Annotated in this window: 19 protein-coding genes; 4 read left to right on the top strand and 15 right to left on the bottom strand. The window is 69.4% G+C overall.

The annotated features are described in order from the left end of the window. Window positions 1-128: 128 nt before the first annotated feature. From FFS56_RS07650 to FFS56_RS07660, 3 genes are read right to left on the bottom strand one after another with little or no spacing between them, the layout of a single operon-like run. A complete protein-coding gene (locus tag FFS56_RS07650; RefSeq protein WP_127011466.1) occupies window positions 129-1,964 on the bottom strand; it encodes a YhgE/Pip domain-containing protein in 1,836 nt (611 codons plus the stop codon). Continuing rightward, a complete protein-coding gene (locus FFS56_RS07655; RefSeq protein WP_127011467.1) occupies window positions 1,961-2,671 on the bottom strand; it encodes a hypothetical protein in 711 nt (236 codons plus the stop codon). The genes FFS56_RS07650 and FFS56_RS07655 overlap by 4 nt, the downstream gene beginning before the upstream one ends. Next, on the bottom strand, window positions 2,668-3,318 hold the full coding sequence (locus FFS56_RS07660) for a TetR/AcrR family transcriptional regulator (RefSeq protein WP_046748044.1): 651 nt from the start codon (window positions 3,316-3,318) through the stop codon (window positions 2,668-2,670). Before FFS56_RS07660 ends, FFS56_RS07655 begins: the two co-directional genes overlap by 4 nt. Before the next feature lie 232 nt (window positions 3,319-3,550). On the opposite strand from FFS56_RS07660, the gene FFS56_RS07665 reads away from it, so the two are divergent. Further along, window positions 3,551-4,219 (top strand): GntR family transcriptional regulator, encoded by a 669-nt coding sequence (locus FFS56_RS07665; protein WP_058630896.1) that lies wholly within the window; start codon window positions 3,551-3,553, stop codon window positions 4,217-4,219. Between the two features lie 76 nt (window positions 4,220-4,295). Here the strand turns inward: FFS56_RS07665 and argG are convergent, their stop codons facing one another. The 4 genes from argG to FFS56_RS07685 form a co-directional block, all read right to left on the bottom strand. Then, entirely contained in the window at window positions 4,296-5,741 is a 1,446-nt protein-coding gene (gene argG / locus FFS56_RS07670) for an argininosuccinate synthase (protein ID WP_021200085.1), read from the bottom strand. A 42-nt stretch (window positions 5,742-5,783) separates the two neighbouring features. Next, on the bottom strand, window positions 5,784-6,200 hold the full coding sequence (locus FFS56_RS07675; RefSeq protein ID WP_046748046.1) for a type II toxin-antitoxin system VapC family toxin: 417 nt from the start codon (window positions 6,198-6,200) through the stop codon (window positions 5,784-5,786). Then, a complete protein-coding gene (locus FFS56_RS07680) occupies window positions 6,184-6,414 on the bottom strand; it encodes an AbrB/MazE/SpoVT family DNA-binding domain-containing protein (RefSeq protein WP_231589691.1) in 231 nt (76 codons plus the stop codon). The genes FFS56_RS07675 and FFS56_RS07680 overlap by 17 nt, the downstream gene beginning before the upstream one ends. A 147-nt stretch (window positions 6,415-6,561) precedes the next feature. Continuing rightward, a complete protein-coding gene (locus tag FFS56_RS07685) occupies window positions 6,562-7,827 on the bottom strand; it encodes an MFS transporter (RefSeq protein WP_046748048.1) in 1,266 nt (421 codons plus the stop codon). A gap of 194 nt (window positions 7,828-8,021) precedes the next feature. Between FFS56_RS07685 and FFS56_RS07690 the strand changes: the two genes are divergently transcribed. Further along, window positions 8,022-8,729 (top strand): membrane protein, encoded by a 708-nt coding sequence (locus FFS56_RS07690; protein WP_046748049.1) that lies wholly within the window; start codon window positions 8,022-8,024, stop codon window positions 8,727-8,729. 36 nt (window positions 8,730-8,765) lie between these two features. Here the strand turns inward: FFS56_RS07690 and FFS56_RS07695 are convergent, their stop codons facing one another. Beyond that, entirely contained in the window at window positions 8,766-9,176 is a 411-nt protein-coding gene (locus FFS56_RS07695) for a pyridoxamine 5'-phosphate oxidase family protein (RefSeq protein WP_046748050.1), read from the bottom strand. A 203-nt stretch (window positions 9,177-9,379) separates the two neighbouring features. Between FFS56_RS07695 and FFS56_RS07700 the strand changes: the two genes are divergently transcribed. Further along, complete coding sequence (locus FFS56_RS07700; protein ID WP_127011469.1) at window positions 9,380-10,351, top strand: alpha/beta hydrolase; 972 nt, start codon at window positions 9,380-9,382, stop codon at window positions 10,349-10,351. A gap of 67 nt (window positions 10,352-10,418) precedes the next feature. Then, a complete protein-coding gene (locus FFS56_RS07705) occupies window positions 10,419-11,414 on the top strand; it encodes a hypothetical protein (protein ID WP_231589692.1) in 996 nt (331 codons plus the stop codon). Window positions 11,415-11,430: 16 nt separating this feature from the next. On the opposite strand, the gene FFS56_RS07710 is transcribed toward FFS56_RS07705, so the two are convergent. The 7 genes from FFS56_RS07710 to FFS56_RS07740 all read right to left on the bottom strand — a co-directional run bounded on the left by FFS56_RS07710 (window position 11,431) and on the right by FFS56_RS07740 (window position 17,657). Further along, entirely contained in the window at window positions 11,431-12,396 is a 966-nt protein-coding gene (locus tag FFS56_RS07710; protein ID WP_231589693.1) for a hypothetical protein, read from the bottom strand. Window positions 12,397-12,530: 134 nt separating this feature from the next. Further along, window positions 12,531-13,262, bottom strand: coding sequence for a hypothetical protein (locus FFS56_RS07715; RefSeq protein ID WP_233437356.1), 732 nt, complete (start codon window positions 13,260-13,262; stop codon window positions 12,531-12,533). 2 nt (window positions 13,263-13,264) lie between these two features. Continuing rightward, window positions 13,265-14,326, bottom strand: a complete 1,062-nt coding sequence (locus tag FFS56_RS07720) for a VWA domain-containing protein (RefSeq protein ID WP_046748054.1) — start codon at window positions 14,324-14,326, stop codon at window positions 13,265-13,267. Then, the gene (locus tag FFS56_RS07725) at window positions 14,323-15,309 is read right to left on the bottom strand and encodes a VWA domain-containing protein (protein WP_233437357.1); all 987 of its coding nucleotides are present in this window, start codon (window positions 15,307-15,309) and stop codon (window positions 14,323-14,325) included. The genes FFS56_RS07720 and FFS56_RS07725 overlap by 4 nt, the downstream gene beginning before the upstream one ends. Beyond that, window positions 15,300-15,791: a hypothetical protein gene (locus tag FFS56_RS07730; RefSeq protein WP_046748055.1), complete on the bottom strand. Its 492-nt coding sequence runs from the start codon at window positions 15,789-15,791 to the stop codon at window positions 15,300-15,302. Before FFS56_RS07730 ends, FFS56_RS07725 begins: the two co-directional genes overlap by 10 nt. Then, window positions 15,778-16,665 carry a DUF58 domain-containing protein gene (locus FFS56_RS07735; protein ID WP_127011471.1) on the bottom strand — a complete coding sequence of 296 codons (888 nt, stop codon included), beginning with the start codon at window positions 16,663-16,665 and terminating at the stop codon, window positions 15,778-15,780. The genes FFS56_RS07730 and FFS56_RS07735 overlap by 14 nt, the downstream gene beginning before the upstream one ends. A 26-nt stretch (window positions 16,666-16,691) precedes the next feature. After that, on the bottom strand, window positions 16,692-17,657 hold the full coding sequence (locus FFS56_RS07740) for a MoxR family ATPase (protein ID WP_046748192.1): 966 nt from the start codon (window positions 17,655-17,657) through the stop codon (window positions 16,692-16,694). Window positions 17,658-17,802: the final 145 nt, after the last annotated feature.

Consider the following 17,802-nt stretch of genomic DNA (forward strand, 5'->3'; position numbering starts at 1 on the left):
GAACTCTTTCGGGTAGACAGGTGGAACTCAGTCCCACCGAGCCCCGGTGCGCGTGTCAGGGTCGCGCCTTCGCATCATATCCACCTCCGCGCTCGCCGCGAGGTGTTCCGCCGCGAGCGCCCGACCGATCACCCGATCAGGCTCGGCTGCAGATCCCGCAGCGTGCGGCGGTGCGTCATCCGGGTCACCCCGATCATCGCGAGCAGCAGCGCACCGACGAGCCAGACTCCGAGCACTGCCAGATCCCACCCGGCCCGCGCGTAGTCGCCGCCGTACATCAGCTGGCGCATCGCATCGACCACGTATCCCAGCGGCAGCACATGATGAAGGGCGGCGAGTGGTGCCGGCAGCGTCTGCCAGGGGAAGGTCCCACCGGCCGTGACGAGCTGCAGCACCATGAGCACCAGCCCGAGGAACTGTCCGACCGAGCCGAGCCACACGTTCAACGCGAGGATGATCGCCGTGAAGGTGGCCGACGCGAAGATCATCACACCGAGGGTTCCGAGCGGGTGGTCGAACGTGAAGCCGAGCGTGACGGCGAGGATTCCCATGAGCCCGAGCATCTGCACCGCGCCGAGCATCGCAGGGGTGAGCCAGCCGGCGAGCGTGATGCGGACGGGCGAATGGAGGGCCGTGATGGCCCGCCGTGAGATCGGCTTGACGATCAGGAAGAGCGCGTAGATGCCGATCCACGCCGACAGTGCGGCGAAGAACGGGGCGAGCCCGGCGCCGTAGTCCTCCGCGGAGGCGACCTTGTCGCTCGACACCTTCACGGGATCGGCGATCGTCTCGGCCTGGCGGGAGCGCAGGTCGGGTGTCGAGGCGGGGATCGCGTCCACCCCCTGGGCGAGCCCGTCGCGCAGTTCGGCCGTACCGGAGGCGAGCGCGGCCAGTCCGTCGCGCAGCTGCGTCGCGCCGTCGTTCGCCGCGGAGGCGCCGGTGGCGACCGTGCCGGCGCCGGAGGCGAGCTCGTTCGCACCCGCGGCGAGGGATGCGGCGCCGGCAGCGAGCTGATCGACCTTGCCGACCGCGGCCTGCACCTGCGTGTTCCCCTCCTGCAGACGCGCGCCCAGCGGATCGAGCCGGGCGAGCACCTGGTCGATCTCTTCGGGGGTGAGGCCCTGCTGCGCCAGCGCGTTCGCGATGTCGGAGCGCACCTGCGGCAAGGCGTTCGCGGCCTGTTGCACCGCTGACCCCGCGCGGTCGGCGACGTCGGCGAGCTGTCGGTTGCCCGCGCTCACCTGCTGGGCTCCGCTCGCGAGGCTCTGCGCCCCGGTCGCGAGTTGCGCCGTGCCGTCGGCCAGCTTCGCGGTGCCCTCCGCCAGAGTTATGCTCCCGGTCGCCGCCGTGCCGGCGCCGTCGGCGAGCCTGGTGGCGCCGTCCGTCGCCGTGATGAGCTTGTCACGCACGTCGCTCAGGCCCGTGAGCAGGCGCTCTGCGGCCTGGCTGCCCACCATCTCGGCGACCGAGCTGCGGATCTTCTCGACCGCCTGCGTACCCATCGACGACGCGAGGTAGTTGTTCGCGTCATTGGTCTCGAGATCGATGCGCGCCTGGTGCGGGTCGGTCCCCGCCGCCGAGGTGAGGGCCGACGAGAAGTCGCTCGGAATGGTCACCGTGAAGTCGACCGTGCCGTGGCGCAGTGCTTCCGAGGCTTCGTCCGCCGACATCAGCTGCCAGTCGAACGCGTTGCCCTTGATCAGGTTCTCCGCCACGTCTTCGCCGTAGTTGACGGTCTCGCCCGTCGCGGGTTCCGTGCCGGTCGTGGGTGCGGGCGCGCCCTCGTCGTCCACCACGAGGGCGACGGGAACCTCGGGGAACTTGGCGTACGGGTCCTCGTTCGCCCAGAGGTACAGACCGCCGTAGAGGATCGGCACGCAGATCAGCGCGACCAGGGCGATGATGCCCATCCTGCTCGCTGTCAGTCGTCGGAACTCGGCGGCGATCATGGCGGGAACCTTCATCGCGTGCCTGCGTTCTCGTCTGCGGGGGTGTCCGCGATGTCGGGGACGGCATCGTCCGCCGGTTCGTCCCACACGAGCGGCTCGACCGGTCCGGAGGCATTGATCGCGTCGAACTCGTGCATCCGCTCCAGGGCCACGGCAGCGGATCCGCCGACGATCACGAGCATCGCGTAACCGCGGTCGGCGAACTCCGTGGCGATGCGCCACCATCCATCGGGGCTGCCGCCGTGACGGTCGGGCGACACGAGCACGATGCCCTCGACGCCGGAGCGGAGCACGGCCAGCTCGCATAGGATGCGCACGCGTGCCGCCGGATCGACGGTGCCGATGGGGGCGGCGGCGAGCTCGCTGTACCCCAGACGAGCGAGCCAGCGCCGGGCGTGGAGCGGGGTGGCGCCGAGGCCCGCGAACATGAGCTCCTCCTCGACGACGCCGACCAGGGCGACGTCGGGATGAGGGTCGCTGACATCCGGAGCGTCGACCAGGGCCACGCGTCGACGCAGGGACTTCGCGTCGACCGCGTCGTCGATGCTCACGCGCCCGGATTCCGGACGCATGCGGCCGCTCGCGATCAAGCCGAGCACGGTCGGTCGCTGTTCGGTCTCGGCGATCGCGAAACGCACTGCTCCGGTGTGGAACTCGAGCGACATGGGGGGCAGCGCCTGGCCGTTGCGGCCCTTGCTCACATCGCGCAGCGAGATCTTCATGCACGGTCCTCCGGATCGATGGGGGAGTCTGTGGGAGCGGCGGCCGCGGCGATGTCGGGGTGCGAGGCGAGCAGCTCGTCAGCTTCGCGCCAGGAGAGGCCGGCGATGCTCAACACGGTCCGCACGGCGACGTCAGCCGCACCCGTGCTGGTCGCGTCCGTGCGCGAGATCACGGTGCGGGCCATCTCCTCGATGAGGCGCGCGAGGGTGGGGGCGGCGAGGTCCGTGCGGAAGCTGCCGTCGTCCTGACCGCGTCGCACGAGTGCCGACACCGTGCGGCGCAACGGGGCCAGCGCGGCCGCCGTGTGCTCGACGTGCGCTTCATCGAGAGCGAGAGCCGCGGCCACCTGCACGTGCGCGGCCTCGTGCCAGAGCAGAGCGGCGAGGCGGGCGAGGGCGAGACGGGCGTCGATGTCGTCGATCGAGGTGGCGATGGCGTTGAACCGCTGAGTGCCGCTGGAGATGAGCTCCCGGATGAGGGCGTCACGGTCCTCGAAGTGTCCGTAGAGGGTGCGACGCGAGAGCCCGGCACGACGAGCGATGACGTCGATGGAGGCGTGCGGATGGACGGCCAGGGTCGAGCGCGCGGCGGAGAGGATGCCGGCGCGGTTCTCGACGGCGTCGCGACGAGGTGCACGAGTGGTCATGACCTCATGCTACAGATCATGCACATAGCTGTGCAAGATTATTCTTCACATTCGGAGAGCGTCCTCAGGTGCCGCTTCCGCGCAGCCGTCGCGGAGCCGAGCGTGTTATGTTACGCGTTGCGCGTGAGCGCGCACGGGGGATGGCGCCGGTCTCGGACGCGTGAGCGTCCGGTACGCGAGTGTCGACCGTTTTCAAGTGGTGGGGGACCGCTGTGGTCGAGGGGAGTGTGCTTTGGCAGGCATCGATGTCGTGCGGGAACGCCGAACGAAGAGCGATGATGTCTATCGCCGGTTGCGGGATGCGATCGTCGACGGTGAGCTGCGGCCGGGGGAGCGCCTTCGCGACGCGGAGCTGGCGGAGAGCCTGGGGGCCTCCGCCACGCCCGTCAGACATGCCCTGGCGCGCCTGGCGGAACAAGGGCTCGTCGAGATGCACCGCAACGGCGCCACCCGCGTGGCGCCGCTCGATCTCGACCACATCCGCGATGCCATCGCCCTCTTCGGCGACAGCTGGATCGGCTCGGTGCGCCATGCGATGCCGCACGTCCAGGAGGATGACGTCGCCTATCTCGTGGAGCTGACCGACGATATGTCCGCCGCGGGACGAGCGCGCGATGTCCTGGCCTACGGAGTCGCGTTGCGCACCATCGCCATCGGCTTCGCCCGTCTCGAGGGGAATGCCCTGCGGGAGTCCGTGATCGAACTGCTCGGGCCGCAGATCCGGCGCTTCACGCAGCGCTCTGCGGGGTCGTTCGACTGGGCGGCGAACGAGAGGTCCACGCGCGAGATCCGCGAGGCGATCGTCCGTCGTGATGCGGTGCAGACTCGGGCGGCCCTGGTGATCCTCTTCGACGATGTGCTGCCGGGTGTCGTCGACCGCACCGCGGCGCGAGCGCGCTGATCCCGAGCCGCACCTCTGAAAGCACGATGCGCCGGCACCCCGAGGGCGCCGGCGCATCGGTGGATCCGTCGTCGTGTCAGTCGGTGCCGGAGTCGAAGGCTGCGCCCTCGGAGGCCGAGTCGACGGCGTCGGCCAACGTCTCGTCGGCTTCGGAGATCGAGCCGTGCACCGACTCGGTGATCTCGCTGGACTCGCCGGCGGTCACACGGCCGACGAGCTCGCCGGTCGCACCACCCACGAGGCCGAGGCCCGCGTACTGCTCGAGGCGTGCGCGCGAGTCAGCGATGTCGAGGTTGCGCATGGTCAGCTGGCCGATACGGTCGACCGGCCCGAAGGCTGCATCGCCGACACGCTCCATCGACAGCTTCTCGGGGCCGTACGAGAGGTTCGGCGAGACGGTGTCGAGGATGGTCCAGTCGTCGCCGCGGCGGAGGCGGATCGTGACGGTGCCCGAGATCGTGAGGCCGACCCAGCGCTGGATCGACTCGCGCAGCATGAGCGACTGCGGCTCGAGCCAGCGGCCCTCGTACATGAGGCGACCGAGGCGGCGACCCTGCTCGTGGTACGTGGCGAGGGTGTCTTCGTTGAGGATGCCGTTGACCAGGCGCTCGTAGGCGATGAACAGCAGCGACATGGCGGGTGCCTCGTAGATGCCGCGCGACTTCGCCTCGATGATGCGGTTCTCGATCTGGTCGCTCATGCCGAGGCCGTGGCGTCCGCCGATCGTGTTCGCCTCCATGACCAGGGCGACCGGGTCGGAGTATTCCACGCCGTTGATCGCGACCGGGCGTCCCGCCTCGAACGTGACGGTGACGTCTTCGGTCTCGATCGCGACCGAGGGGTCCCAGAACTTCACACCCATGATCGGGTCGACGGTCTCGAGCGAGACATCGAGGTGCTCGAGCGTCTTCGCCTCGTGCGTCGCGCCCCAGATGTTCGCGTCGGTCGAGTAAGCCTTCTCGGCGGAGTCGCGGTACGGGAAGTCACGGGCGACGAGCCAGTCGCTCATCTCCTTGCGGCCGCCGAGCTCGGTGACGAAGTCGGCGTCGAGCCACGGCTTGTAGATGCGCAGGCGCGGGTTGGCGAGCAGGCCGTAGCGGTAGAACCGCTCTATGTCGTTGCCCTTGTAGGTGGAGCCGTCGCCCCAGATGTCGACGCCGTCCTCCTTCATGGCGCGCACCAGCATGGTGCCGGTGACGGCGCGTCCGAGAGGCGTCGTGTTGAAGTAGGTCTTACCGCCGGAGCGGATGTGGAACGCGCCGCAGGAGAGGGCGACGAAGCCCTCTTCGACCAGGGCGGTCTTGCAGTCGATCAGGCGCGACGCCTCGGCGCCGTACTCCAGCGCGCGGCCCGGGATCGAGGCGATGTCGTCCTCGTCGTACTGACCGAGGTCGCCGGTGTAGGTGAAGGGCACGGCGCCCTTCTCGCGCATCCACGCGACGGCGACGGAGGTGTCGAGTCCTCCGGAGAAGGCGATGCCGACGCGCTCGCCGACGGGCAGGGACTGGAGGACCTTGGACATGGCTCCCAGTCTATCCGCGGCGGCGTGTCGCCCCGTCTCGCCTCATACGAGGTTGACCACGACGCCGAGCGCCGCGTATGTGCCCATTGCGCGACGGTCGCAGGTGACGAGAGGGAGACCCGCATCGCGTGCGGCGAGGCCGACGAGCCCGTCGTAGACGGATCCTCCGGCGATGCCTGCCGTGGCGAACGTCGTGACAGCGGCCTGCGCAGAGGCCGCAGAGAGGGACGCGAGAACGGGGAACGATCGCTCGATGATCTCGCGCGCACGACCGGGGCTGACCCGTGCTTCGCCGGGTAGACGCGTGAGCACCGAATAGGTCTCGAAGGCTGCGTGCCCGGCGAGACCGATCACGCGGCCGCGTACGAGTTCGAGTACTCGTTCATGTGCCGGATTCCCTTCGTGGACCAGCGCTATCGCGGCGCTGGTGTCGAAAAGGAGGTCAGCGCTGGTCGGCAAGGCGGAGCTCCCGAATGTCGTCGACGGTGAGCGTCGGTCCGCCCGTGATGACGAGTCGTCCGTCCTTCTCCACGAGATTGTCGGGGGTCTCGATCTCGATTCGGATGGCGTTGCCGTCGAGGACGAGGTCGACCGGACCGGGGATCAATCCGACCCGCTCGCGGAGCGCGGCGGGGATGACGATGCGTCCTGCCTTATCCATGGTCGCCTTCATGCCATGAGATTACCATTTGAATGGTCGATGCGGCTTGTCGATGTCGACGACGAGTCCAGGGACTCCGCTAACGTGCTGCCATACGGAAAGCACTGTCGCGCCCCTGGTGGTTCATCGCTACACAGCGACATTCGTCACACCGGACGTCTACCCCGACTGAGCGGAATCCTCGTGGCGTGCGGTGCGCAGCGGCGAGAACAGGACGATCATCGCCGCCACGAGGAAGACGACCACGCTGACCGCGATCGTCACGCGATAGCCGTACGCCGTCGCCAGACCGCCGGCGATCAGGGCCCCGACGAGGAAGGTGACGCGGTTCACGGTGCGAATCGATGCGTTCAGCCGTCCCTGCATCTGGTCGGGGGCGACCGCCTGGCGGTATCCCATCTCGTTCGGATCCTCCACCCCCATCCCGAGGCCGAACAGGAATTGCCCCACGCCCAGGGGGAAGGCGAGGACGAGGAGCGTCGTGTTCTCGGCGTGCGGGATGACGAGAACCGTCGTCCACGCGAGTGCCGAGAGCAGGCGCCCCGCGAGGACCGCGCCGCCGACTCCGAACCGGCGACCCGCCGTGGGGGCGAGGAGTGCCCCGATCAGGCCGCCGAGCCCACCCATCGCGAGCACGACGCCGAATAGCAGTGCGCCGACGCCGAGCTCTCGCAGCGCGTACGGCGCGAATGCCGTCAGCGCGATGCTGTTGCCCAGGAACCAGACGTTCACCGACACGGCCATGGGCGCAAGCGTTCGGTGGGAGTAGGTCCAGCGCAGGCCTTCCATGATGTCGTGCCCTAGGTGCCGGCCGTCGGTGCGGCGTGACGCTTTCACCTCCTCGACACGGATGCGGCTCAGGAGAACGGCGTTGACGACGTACGCGACGGCATCGATCAGGATGGCGAACGGTGCCCCCAGCCAGCCGACGAGTGCGCCGCCGAAGGCCTGCCCCGTCGTCTGGGCGACGGTGCCTGCTTGACCGAGTCTCGCGTTCGCCGCCAACAGCTGATCGCGGCGGACGAGGCGGGGCAGCATCGGCTGCGCAGCGGAATCGGCGATGAGCGTGAGCGCGCCGTAGAGCAGGAGCAGGGCGCCGAACGACCACACGGACAGAGTCCCCGTGAACCACAGCACCGGCACGAGACCCAGCGTGAGCGCGCGGCCGATGCTCGCGATGACCATGGCGGGCTTGCGCCGCCAGCGGTCCATCAGGGCGCCGACGATGAGCCCGAACAGCAGGTACGGCACGACGTTCGCGGCGTTGAGCAGACCGATCTCGAACGCAGAGGCCCCCAGTGTCGTGACGATCAGGACCTGGAAGGCGACGGCGGTCACGGAGCCGGTGAACGCGCCGAGCGTCGACGACGACCAGAAGAGGGCGAACGCCGGAACGCGCAGCACCTCGGTCGGTCTGTCGTGCATCTCCGCCTCGCTCCCGTTCCCGTCATCCTATGCATCGGCGGTGCGCGCGCCATGCGAAAACGGAGGAGCATCGCCCGCGACACGGTGTGTCATGGTGCGGCTCGCCGCGGCACGCGCGACACGTCTCCGTTTTCGCCGAGGCTGGGCCGGCGGAGGCGCGATGAAGTGGGAGAGTAGGCGCACGGAGGTCGGACATGGGCGCAGCAATCCTGTGGGGCGCGGTGGCAGCAGCACCGCTGTTCGTCGGTGCAGTGCTCGCACTGCTGCGTACGTGGCCGCCGAAGTGGCTCGGCATCGTGTTGGGCTTCGGCGCCGGCGCTCTCATGGCATCGATCGCCTTCGAGCTGTGGGAGGAAGGGCTCGACCTCGCCGGTCCCATCCCCCTCGTGGTGGGTGTCGCGGCGGGAGCGATCAGCTACTACATCGCCGACCGCATCCTCGATGCCCGAGCGGCGAAGACCAAGGAGCAGGCTGGCGGAGGACAGCTCGCGGTGGGCGCCCTGCTCGACGGCATCCCGGAGCAGCTCGTGCTCGGCATCGGACTCGCATCCGGTGAGCCGGTCAGCATCGCGCTCGTGGTCGCCATCCTGGTCTCGAACCTGCCGGAGTCGATCGGCTCGGCTGCCGACCTGCTCGAAGGCGGCATGGCGAAGTCGCGGGTGCTGCTGCTGTGGGCGGGCGTGGCCGTGGTCTGCGCGCTCGCGACCGTCGCGGGGTTCGGCCTCGCGAGCATCACGGGCGACGACTTCCGCTCGGCGGCGAGCGGTTTCGCAGCCGGGGCGCTGCTGGTGATGCTGGTCGACTCGATGGTCCCCGAGGCGCAGTCCAAGGCCAAGGAATCCACGGGACTCGCGACCGTGCTGGGCTTCGCGCTCGCCGCGGGGCTGGCGCTCGCTTCCTGATCACGCGTTCGGCAGGAGGGCGTCACAGCGGTCGGCTCAGATCTTCCCCCGCGTGGATTCGCGGCGCACGCTGCGTCCGGCGATGCTCTCGATCTGGAGGGCGAGGGGAAGATCGCGATCCTCTCCCGCCCACGGATTGACGCGCGCGGCGACGCCGGCGACGTCGTCGTCCGCCACCCGAGACAGCGTGCCGTGCACCAGCACGCTCCATGCCGTGCTGCCGAGCGGGTCGTGGTAGTCCACCTCGAACGCGGCCGGCGTGGCGGCTTCTCGCGTGAGATCGGCGAGGACGCCCTCGGGCGATGTGCGCAGCACCAGATCGCGCCCTGACAGCGCGAAGTTCACCGGATAGATCTGCACCCGCTCCTCGTGGACGAAGCCGATCCTCCCGATCGTGGTCGTGGTCAGCAGCTCATAGGCCTGCTGTTCGTCGAGTACTCGAATCATGCGTGCACTCCTTCCCTGTGGCGCCAGGCTAGCCAGGGCGTCGATGCCCTTCAAGGGAGTCCTCACCCTCGGCGCAGGAGAACCCGCCACTCGGCGGACGCACGGCGCAGGATCGGCCTCGGCTGGCGGGTTACCCTCGGGTACGGTGTGCACGAGGCTGGCGGGAAGCCGCTGCGATGGCGGCCGAGGACAAAGGAGTTCTGATGACCGACACCACCCTGGCGCGACCGCCGTTCGACCCGGAGCTCGAGGCCGCTCTCGCCCTCGTCGGCGACCAGCTGCCGCCGACCCTGACGGCAGAGATGATCCCGCTGCTGCGCCAGTCGCCGGTGAGCGGGGAGGACGAGATCTTCGCCGTGCTCGCCGACCGCGGCTTCACCCGACGGGACGTCTCGATCGCGGGTCATGGTGGCGACGAGATCGTCGTCTCCGTGATCGAGAAGGAGGGCAGGACCGGCACCGGCCCCGGCTTCTTCCACACGCACGGCGGCGGCATGATCATCGGCAACCGCTGGCTCGGCGTGGCCGGCTTCCTCGACTGGGCGGAGCGCTTCAACGGCGTGATCGTCACCGTCGAGTATCGGCTCGCCCCCGAGTTCCCGGATCCGTACCCGGTGGAGGACTGCTACGCGGGCCTGCTGTGGACCGCGGAGCACGCCGAGGAGCTCGGCATCGACCTCTCCCGGCTGTTGATCGGCGGAGGCAGTGCCGGGGGTGGGCTGGCCGCGGGCACCGCCCTGCTCGCCCGCGATCGGAAGGGCCCCGAACTGATCGGCCAGCTGCTCATCTACCCGATGCTCGACGACCGAGACGAGTCCGTGTCGACGCACCAGATCGACGGGATCGGCGTCTGGGACCGCGGCTCGAACGTGACGGGGTGGACCGCGCTCCTGGGCGACCGCGTCGGGACGGACGACGTCTCCGTGTACGCCGCCCCCGCACGAGCGACCGACCTGAGCGGGTTGCCGCCCGCCTTCATCGACTGCGGCAGCGCGGAGGTGTTCCGCGACGAGGACGTCGCCTACGCCACGAAGCTCTGGGAGGCCGGGGTGCAGGCGGAACTGCACGTCTGGGCAGGGGGGTTCCACGGCTTCGACATGTTCGCTCCGCACACGGCGGTCGCGCAGGCCATGCTCGCCGCTCGCGACGACTGGGTGAACCGGCTGCTCTCCTGAGCCCGCGTCGACCGGAAGAGGGAACTCCCACCCCATAGGGTGGAATCCCCGTGCGATGGAGCCCGACATGCAAGATCTGCTGGGGCGTCTCACCGCCCTCGACCCGGATGCGAGCGAGACGCTCAAGGTCGTCACCTACTTCGACGCCCTCGTCGCCCGCTCCGTGGGAGTCGAGAGCATGCTGCGAGGTGCGGCGGTGCTGAGCGGCGCGACCGTCGGACAGCGTGACGGCAGACAGATCATGCGTGTGCGGGCCGACGGGGTGCGCATCGATCCCGTCGAGCCGTCTCACTCCTGGCCGGTACGGGAGAGCGGACCGGATGCGGTCGCCTGGATCGAGCGCGAAGGCGATGCGCACACGAACGACGCGATGATCCTGGAACGGCTCAGTCTCGCCCTCGGGATCATCAGGGCGCGCCGATCGGTCGGCCCCGAGAGCGCGGTCGAACTCGCCATCAGCTCCTATGCCGGTGCGGAGGAGAGGGCAGCGGCACTGCCTCGACTCCGCATCGCTGCGGACTCCCTGCGGCTCGTCGCCTCTCCTCCCGACCCCGCTCCGCTGCCGGTGCATCCCTCGGCTGTCGTCGCCACCCGGCACGGCCTGACGCGAGCGACGATCCTCGACGCCGAGATGCAGCCCGTCGATGCCTGGCCGCACCGTGTCGACCTGCGGTTGGGGCTCGGCATCGTCGGCCCGGCGGAGGGTCTTCCCGCGTCGTGGGCGTCGGCGCTCGTGGCCGTGCGACTGACCAGCCCGGAGGAGCCGGTGGTCGATGCCGCCGACCTCGGTGGTCTGCTGCTCGTCGCCGAGGCTGCGGGGCGGGGGCCCCTCCACCCTGATGCGGCGGCACTCGCGGCACTCGATGAGCGCAGTCGGGAGCTTCTCGACGCCGTCAGCGAGGAACGGAGCGTGCGCGCCGCAGCCGCGCGGCTCGGGCGGCACCACTCCAGCGTGCAGGAACGCCTGAGCGTGCTCGTCGATGCGCTCGGGTATGACCCGCGCACGTCCCGCGGCCACGCCAGGTACGTGGTGGCGCGGATGCTTTTGACCCTCGGCTTCTGAACGGCCGTCGAGCGCTTCACTCGAAGCCGGGGTAGTCCTTCAGCTTCTCCTGGAACTCGGCACGATCCGCCTCGCTGAGCACCCCGCTCGCGATCGCCGTCAGCTGCAGCCCTTCCAGCGGCTCGCCGGTGCGCGCGTTCTGCGCCTCCCGTGCGGTGCGGAAGCCGCCGTCCGAATCGTTCGAGAGGTCATTGATCGTGGCGTAGAAGCGGAGAGGGTCGGGGAAGTTCTCGGTGTAGTACTCCCACGTGGTCTGCGTGCGCGGGTCGTCGCTGCCGTACAGCTTCGCGATCATCGCGGGGTCGATGCCCGACACCGCGGGATCATTGAACGAGTACAGGTCCCACAGCCCGTGGTCGACGACCACCTCGCTGATCACGGCCATCACGGCGCGCTTTCGGTCGTAGCCCTGGACGGGCTCGTTGGTCGCCCAGGCGGCGGAGGTGAACTCGACCAGCATCGACTCCCCGCCGTAGCCGTTGCGCTCCGGGCGCAGGTCTTCATCGCCCACCCGCGTCCAGGTGAAGCCGAACTCGTCGGTGAGTCGCGCCCGGATGTCGGCGAACAGCGTCTCGGTCTGCGCTCGTACCTCGTCGAGCGACTGCTGAGACAACGCCTTCTGCGGATCGGTGCCCTTGATCCCGGGATAGGCTTCCGCGTGTCTCTGGGCGGCCGTCTTCGTGCCCTCGTAGTTGCCCGAGGCCGAGGTCTGCAGTGCGCTCATGCCGCCGACCGTCGCGACGTTGAACAGGATCGCGATGACCAGGCCGATCGCCCCGAGCTTCCGTCCGCGCACGGAGAAAAGCGCCGCGATGATCACGCCGGCGACCACGAGCTGCAGTGCGAGCATCGTGACCCCGTAGAGGAGGTCGGTGCCGCCGGCGACGAAGGTGCCGAGCAGGATGAGCGCGAAGAGGATGGATGCGGTGAGGGCGATCCAGCCGAGGGCGTTCGCGGGCTGTTTCGGCTCCTCCGCAGGCATGGAAACCGCCACGGGCGGGGCGGGCGTCGATCCCCAGGCCTCACGACGCGCCCCGCGATACCCCCCGGGCGGAGGAACGGGGGGAGCGCCCTCGGTGCCCGAGAGGTAGCGAGCGCGCTGCCTCTCGTGGTCGCTCACCACGGCTTCTCCGTCCCCGAGCCACCGGGGTCGTCGCCCTGCTGCTGGTCACGCTCCTGCGTGCCCTGCTCGAGCTTGTCCTGGAGGCCCTTCAGCTTGTCCTCGGAGGGCTGCTCCTTCTCGCCGGGCTGTGGCTGCGGTTGGGGCTGCTGCTCCTCCTGCTGCTTCTGCTTCAGCCGGTCCGCCGTGCCGTCGAGGGAGTCGGACATGTCGCGCTGCGGGTCGGGGGACTGCTGCTGTGCCTCGTCGCTGCGGCATTCCTCCGGGGTGTCGGCGGTGATTCCGAGCGCCTCGCCGTAGAGCGCCGTTGCGCCCGTGCCGTCGCCGTCCGCCCGGGCCGCATCGCCCATGCGCTCGATGATCAGCGCGAGGTTGATCCGCACCGCGCACACTTCGAGGCCGGTCGCGAGGTCGAGCGCCTCTTCGAGCTGGACACGGGCTTCGGGGAGTTGCTCGGCCGCACCGAGTGCCGTGCCGATGTTGAAGGGCGCCTTGTACGGCTCGAACCAGTTGAGGAAGTCCTGTCCACGCGCGGAGGCCTCAGCGCCGGCGAAGTCGTCGACGACGTAGGCGGTGATGGCCTGGTGCGCGAAGCCGTACATGCTCAGCAGCTTGCCCACGAAGAGAAGCGCGGCGAGTGTGAGCGGAATCGTCCCGATCGCCACCCAGCGGCGGACGCGGCGACGGTGGCGGTTGGACCGGAGAAGGGCGGCGGCGTCTGAGGACACGGTCACAAGGTTCCCCCCTCTTCGCTTCGAGAGCTCGAAACGTGCCTCGGGGCGCGGAGTCGTCGGAGCCGCGCGATCAGCATCGTGGCACGGGCGAGCTCGACGCCGAGGATGGCGAGGACGACGAGCGCGGCGATCCAGTACAGCTCGATGACGTTGCCGACCTCGCCCGAATCGGCGTAATCGGTGGTGGTGGACGGGGCAGCGGGAAGCACGGGCGCGGTGTCCGCCGTCCGATGCGAGTACTCCACACCGAGGTCATCGGCGATCGTCTCGAGGGTCGACTCGTCGATCACCGAGAGCGCATCGGCGCCCTGGTACTGGATGTAGTCGCCTCCCTGATCCGAGACGCCGCCCGTGGTGATGCGCATCGGCCCGCCCTCGGCTGTGCCGTAGCCGAACACGGCTCCCGAATCGGTGTACTTCTCGCTTGCGCTGAACGACTCCGGCGGCGTGTCGACCGTCTGCTCTCCGTCGCCGAAGTAGAACACCATACGCGAGCGGTCGGGAGACGACTCGGCCGCCGACGCGAGCGTCTCGGAAAGCAGCGGAGCGGCGATGCCGATCGAGCTTCCGCGTGACTGGCTGGTGACCTCGGGGCGCAGCACCTGCAGCGAACCCAAGAGCGCGGTGGTGTCCGTGGTCAGGGGAACCCGCAGCTGGGCGGCGGCATCCGAGGTGATGAGCGCGAAGCGTGCCCCCGGGTACTCCTCCACGAGCGCGCGCACGTCCTCGCGGATGCCGTCGAGCCGCGGTTCCCCGTCGCCCCAGTCCTCGGCCACGATGCTCGCCGTGGTGTCGACCACCAGCACGATGTCGGTGTCGGTCGCGAGGGTCTGCGTGGCTCCGCCGGGAATGCCGGGACGAAGCAGGAGCGCGACGCAGGCGAGCACCAGCAGCAGCCGCATGGCCCACAGTGCACGATGCCCGGCGAGTGCGCGCCCGTCCGTGATCGGCACGCCGCCCGATTTCGGCGCACGGACAAGCACCCAGACGGCGACGGCGAGGACCGGTGCGCACAGCAGCGCGATCAGCAGTGGGTTGAGCACGGGTTGGAAGATCACAGTCGCACCCTCCACAGCACCACGACGAACCCGAGCACGCTGAGGCAGAGCACCACGATCCACAGGTTCGGGGTGTCGGTCCAGACCACCTGTGCCTCTCCGCGCAGCTCGGTCGCCTCCTGCTCCTGCACCTGGTCCACGATGTCGGAGACGGTGGTCGTGTCGCGCAGCCCGAACGCGGCGCCCCCCGTCGCCTCTGCTGCCGCGCTGAGCTCGGCGCTCACATCGGCGTCCTTGCCCTGGACGGGGTTCAGTGCGAAGACGCGCACGTCCTTCGAGGCGGCGTAGGCGGCGGCTTCCTCCAGCGTCACGATCGAGGCGCCGTTGACCTCGTTGTCGGTGGCGAAGATCACCGAGCGCGAACGCTCATCGTCCGGGTGGTCGAAGCCCATCGCGCACGCCGCGAGGCCGTCGCCGATCAGGGAGGCGCCGTTGCCGTTGAGCGTGCCGATCCAGTGCTCCGGAACCTGGTCGACGAAGTCGAAGCTCTCGGTCATGCTGGCCAGGTGCTCGCGGACGAAGTCGTAGTCGTCGGTGAGGGGGAAGATCTGCACGGGCGAGCTGTTGAAGATCGTCAGGCCGATGCGCTCCCCCTCGAAGCTGTCCAACAGCTCGTCGAAGACGTTCAGCACCTCGACGTCGACCTCGGTCATGGAGCCGGAGACGTCGAGACACAGCATGATGTCGCGGCTCGTGTTGACGGGCTGCACGGTCTGCGCCGACATCGGCCGCGCGGCAACCACCCCCGACACGATCGCGGCTGCCGCGCCGAGCGCGAGGACGCCGGACAGCGCGAGTGCCCGTCGCGTCAGGGCACGGCGGAACGAGGGCAGTGTGCGCAGGCGTTCGGCGCGGGCGACGCGGGCGGCGTCTCCGGCCCCGGCACGCCCCTCCCGTCGGAGTCCGAGGACGAGCCCGATCGCGAGCGCCACCAGCACGACGGCGACCGCGCCCACCAGCATCCAGATGTTCGCTAGTGCCATGTGCGCACCACCGTCCTCGCCGCTTCGGCGCCGGCCACGGGGTCGATCACCGGGCCGGGTCGGAAGATGCTCGGATAGTAGTGCCTGCCCAGCGCGTCGATGAGAGCCGGGTGGACGCCGCGCGCCACCAGGTCGTCGAGTGCGAGCACCGGCGCCTCCAGGCCGCTGTACTCGTTCACGAAGGCGCGCACGACCCTGCTCAACTCGACGTTCGCCTGCCGTGCCGACAGGCGCCGTTCCCGGTAGTCCGTCTCGATCTGCTGGATCCGGGCCAGGTACTCTGTGCGCAGCTGCGACAGCACGTCGATGATGAGCGGAGCCTGCCCGGCATTCGGGTCCGCGGTGGCGAGGGCGCGACGCGGTCGGGTGAGCGCGATCAACAGCCACGCGCCGAGCACCAGCAGCGCGAGGATGCCGATCGCGAGCAGGAGCCACCCCCAGCCGTACTGGGCCGGCGGGTAGAGGTCGTCAGAGCCGGGCATTCGACCTCCGGTTCAGCAACGTCAGCAGCTGGGCGACGGCATGGTCCTGCCCGTCCAGCGTGGAGTGGCTGATCTCCATGCGGGTGAGCAGATCGTCGAGGTGCGCGGCTTCGGCCTCGCGCTGGGCGGTCAGCTCCTGCACGATCTCGCGGTCGCCCTGCACGAAACCCGGCACCTGCCATCGGCTGTCGACGTCCCTGCGGATGCGCGCCGTGGCGTGATCGAGCACGGGCTCGGCATCGCGCAGCGTGAGCCACAGCACGTCGTGCTGCACTCGAAGTCGGCGCAGCATCCGCTCGGTCTCGCTCGTGAGGGGAGCCTCGTCGGTGATCACCACCACGATCATGCGGCGGGCGATCGTGCGTGTGACGAAGGAGAGCAGGGCGTCGCGGTCGCTCGGGGCGCTGCTCTCGTCCACGGCCCTGTCGATCGTGCGCAGCGCGTGTTCGAGAGCGCCCTCGCTGCGTCCCGGTGCGAGGCGGCGCACCTTCGCGGAGTCGCCGTAGACAGTGGTGAAGTCGTCGCCGTGACGCAGCGTCAGCACGCCGAGCACACCCGTCGCGAGGATCGCGAGCTGCTTCTTCGACTGCTCGTCCGCCGCGAGGGCCGACATCGAGCGCCCGGTGTCGACCACGAACAGCACGGTGTGCATGCGGGTGGCGCGCGAGCGCTTCACGAGGGGCGTCCCCAGTCGGGCGGTCGCACGCCAGTAGATGTCGCGCACCTGATCGCCGTACTCGTACTTGCGCAGGTCCTCGAAGTCGAGGCTCCGTCCACGCAGCAACGACGCGTAGGCGCCGTCGAGCGCGTGCAGCGACTTGCGCATCGAATGGATGAAGAGCTTGCTCTTCACCTGCGTGATCAGGCTGGGCATGTGGCGATGAGTCCCGAGGCGCCGGGTCAGGGGGTCGGGACCGAGGCGAAGATCTGGTCGATGATCTCCTCGCTGCGGATGCCCTCGGCGTCGGCCTCGAACGTCAGCAGCACGCGGTGCCGGAGGATCAGGTGCCGCAGTTCGCGGATGTCTTCGGGCAGCACGTGCGCGCGTCCCTTGAGGAGGGCCAGCGCACGGGAGGCCTGCAGGAAGGCGATGCTCGCGCGCGGACTCGCGCCGTACTTGATGAAGCGGGCGCGCTCCTCGCCGATGTACGGCGCGGGATTGCGGGTGACGTAGGCGATCGACACGATGTAGTTGCGGATCGCGGGGTCGACGTAGATGCGGCTCGCGACATCCTGCAGCAGGTGCACGTCGTCGAGGCTGACGGCGCTGGTCACGTGCCGGTCGGGGTCGAGCACGCCGGAGTCGATGCGGCTGAGCACCTCGAGCTCCTCGGTGGGGCTCGGGTACTCGACGATCTCCTTGAGCAGGAAGCGGTCCATCTGCGCCTCGGGCAGCTCATACGTGCCCTCCTGCTCGATCGGGTTCTGCGTCGCGATCACCAGGAACGGCTTGGGCAGGTGGTGGATCTCTCCGCCGATCGTGGTCTGATGCTCCTGCATCGCCTCGAGCATGGCGCTCTGCGTCTTGGCGCTGGAGCGGTTGATCTCGTCGAGCAGCACGAAGTTCGCATGCACGGGGCCGAGCACCGTGCGGAACGAGCCGGTCGCCGCATCGTAGATCTGGTTGCCCGTGATGTCGCTCGGCAGCAGGTCGGGGGTGCACTGGATGCGCTTGAACTGCGCCTTCACGGTGTCGGCGAGGGTGCTCGCCGCGGTGGTCTTGGCGAGTCCCGGCACGCTCTCGAGCAGAATGTGGCCGCCGGCGATGAGGGCGACGAGCAGGCTGGTGCGCAGACGGTCCTGGCCGACCATCTTCGCGGAGTACGAGGTCGAGATGACTCGCAGCACCTCGGAGGCCCTGGCCATCTCGGCGTCCGTGGGCGCGGTGTTGGTGGGTGCGGTGTTGGTGGGCGCGGCGGGAGCTGTCGGCGGGTGCGTCTGCGCGGGGCCGGGCGGAGGCGGCGGTGCGGCGATCGTCCGCAGGTCCGGTGTGGAGGACTCGGTCATCGGT

Source organism: Microbacterium sp. Beta (assembly GCF_005502545.1).
GTDB classification, from domain to species: Bacteria; Actinomycetota; Actinomycetes; order Actinomycetales; family Microbacteriaceae; genus Microbacterium; species Microbacterium oxydans.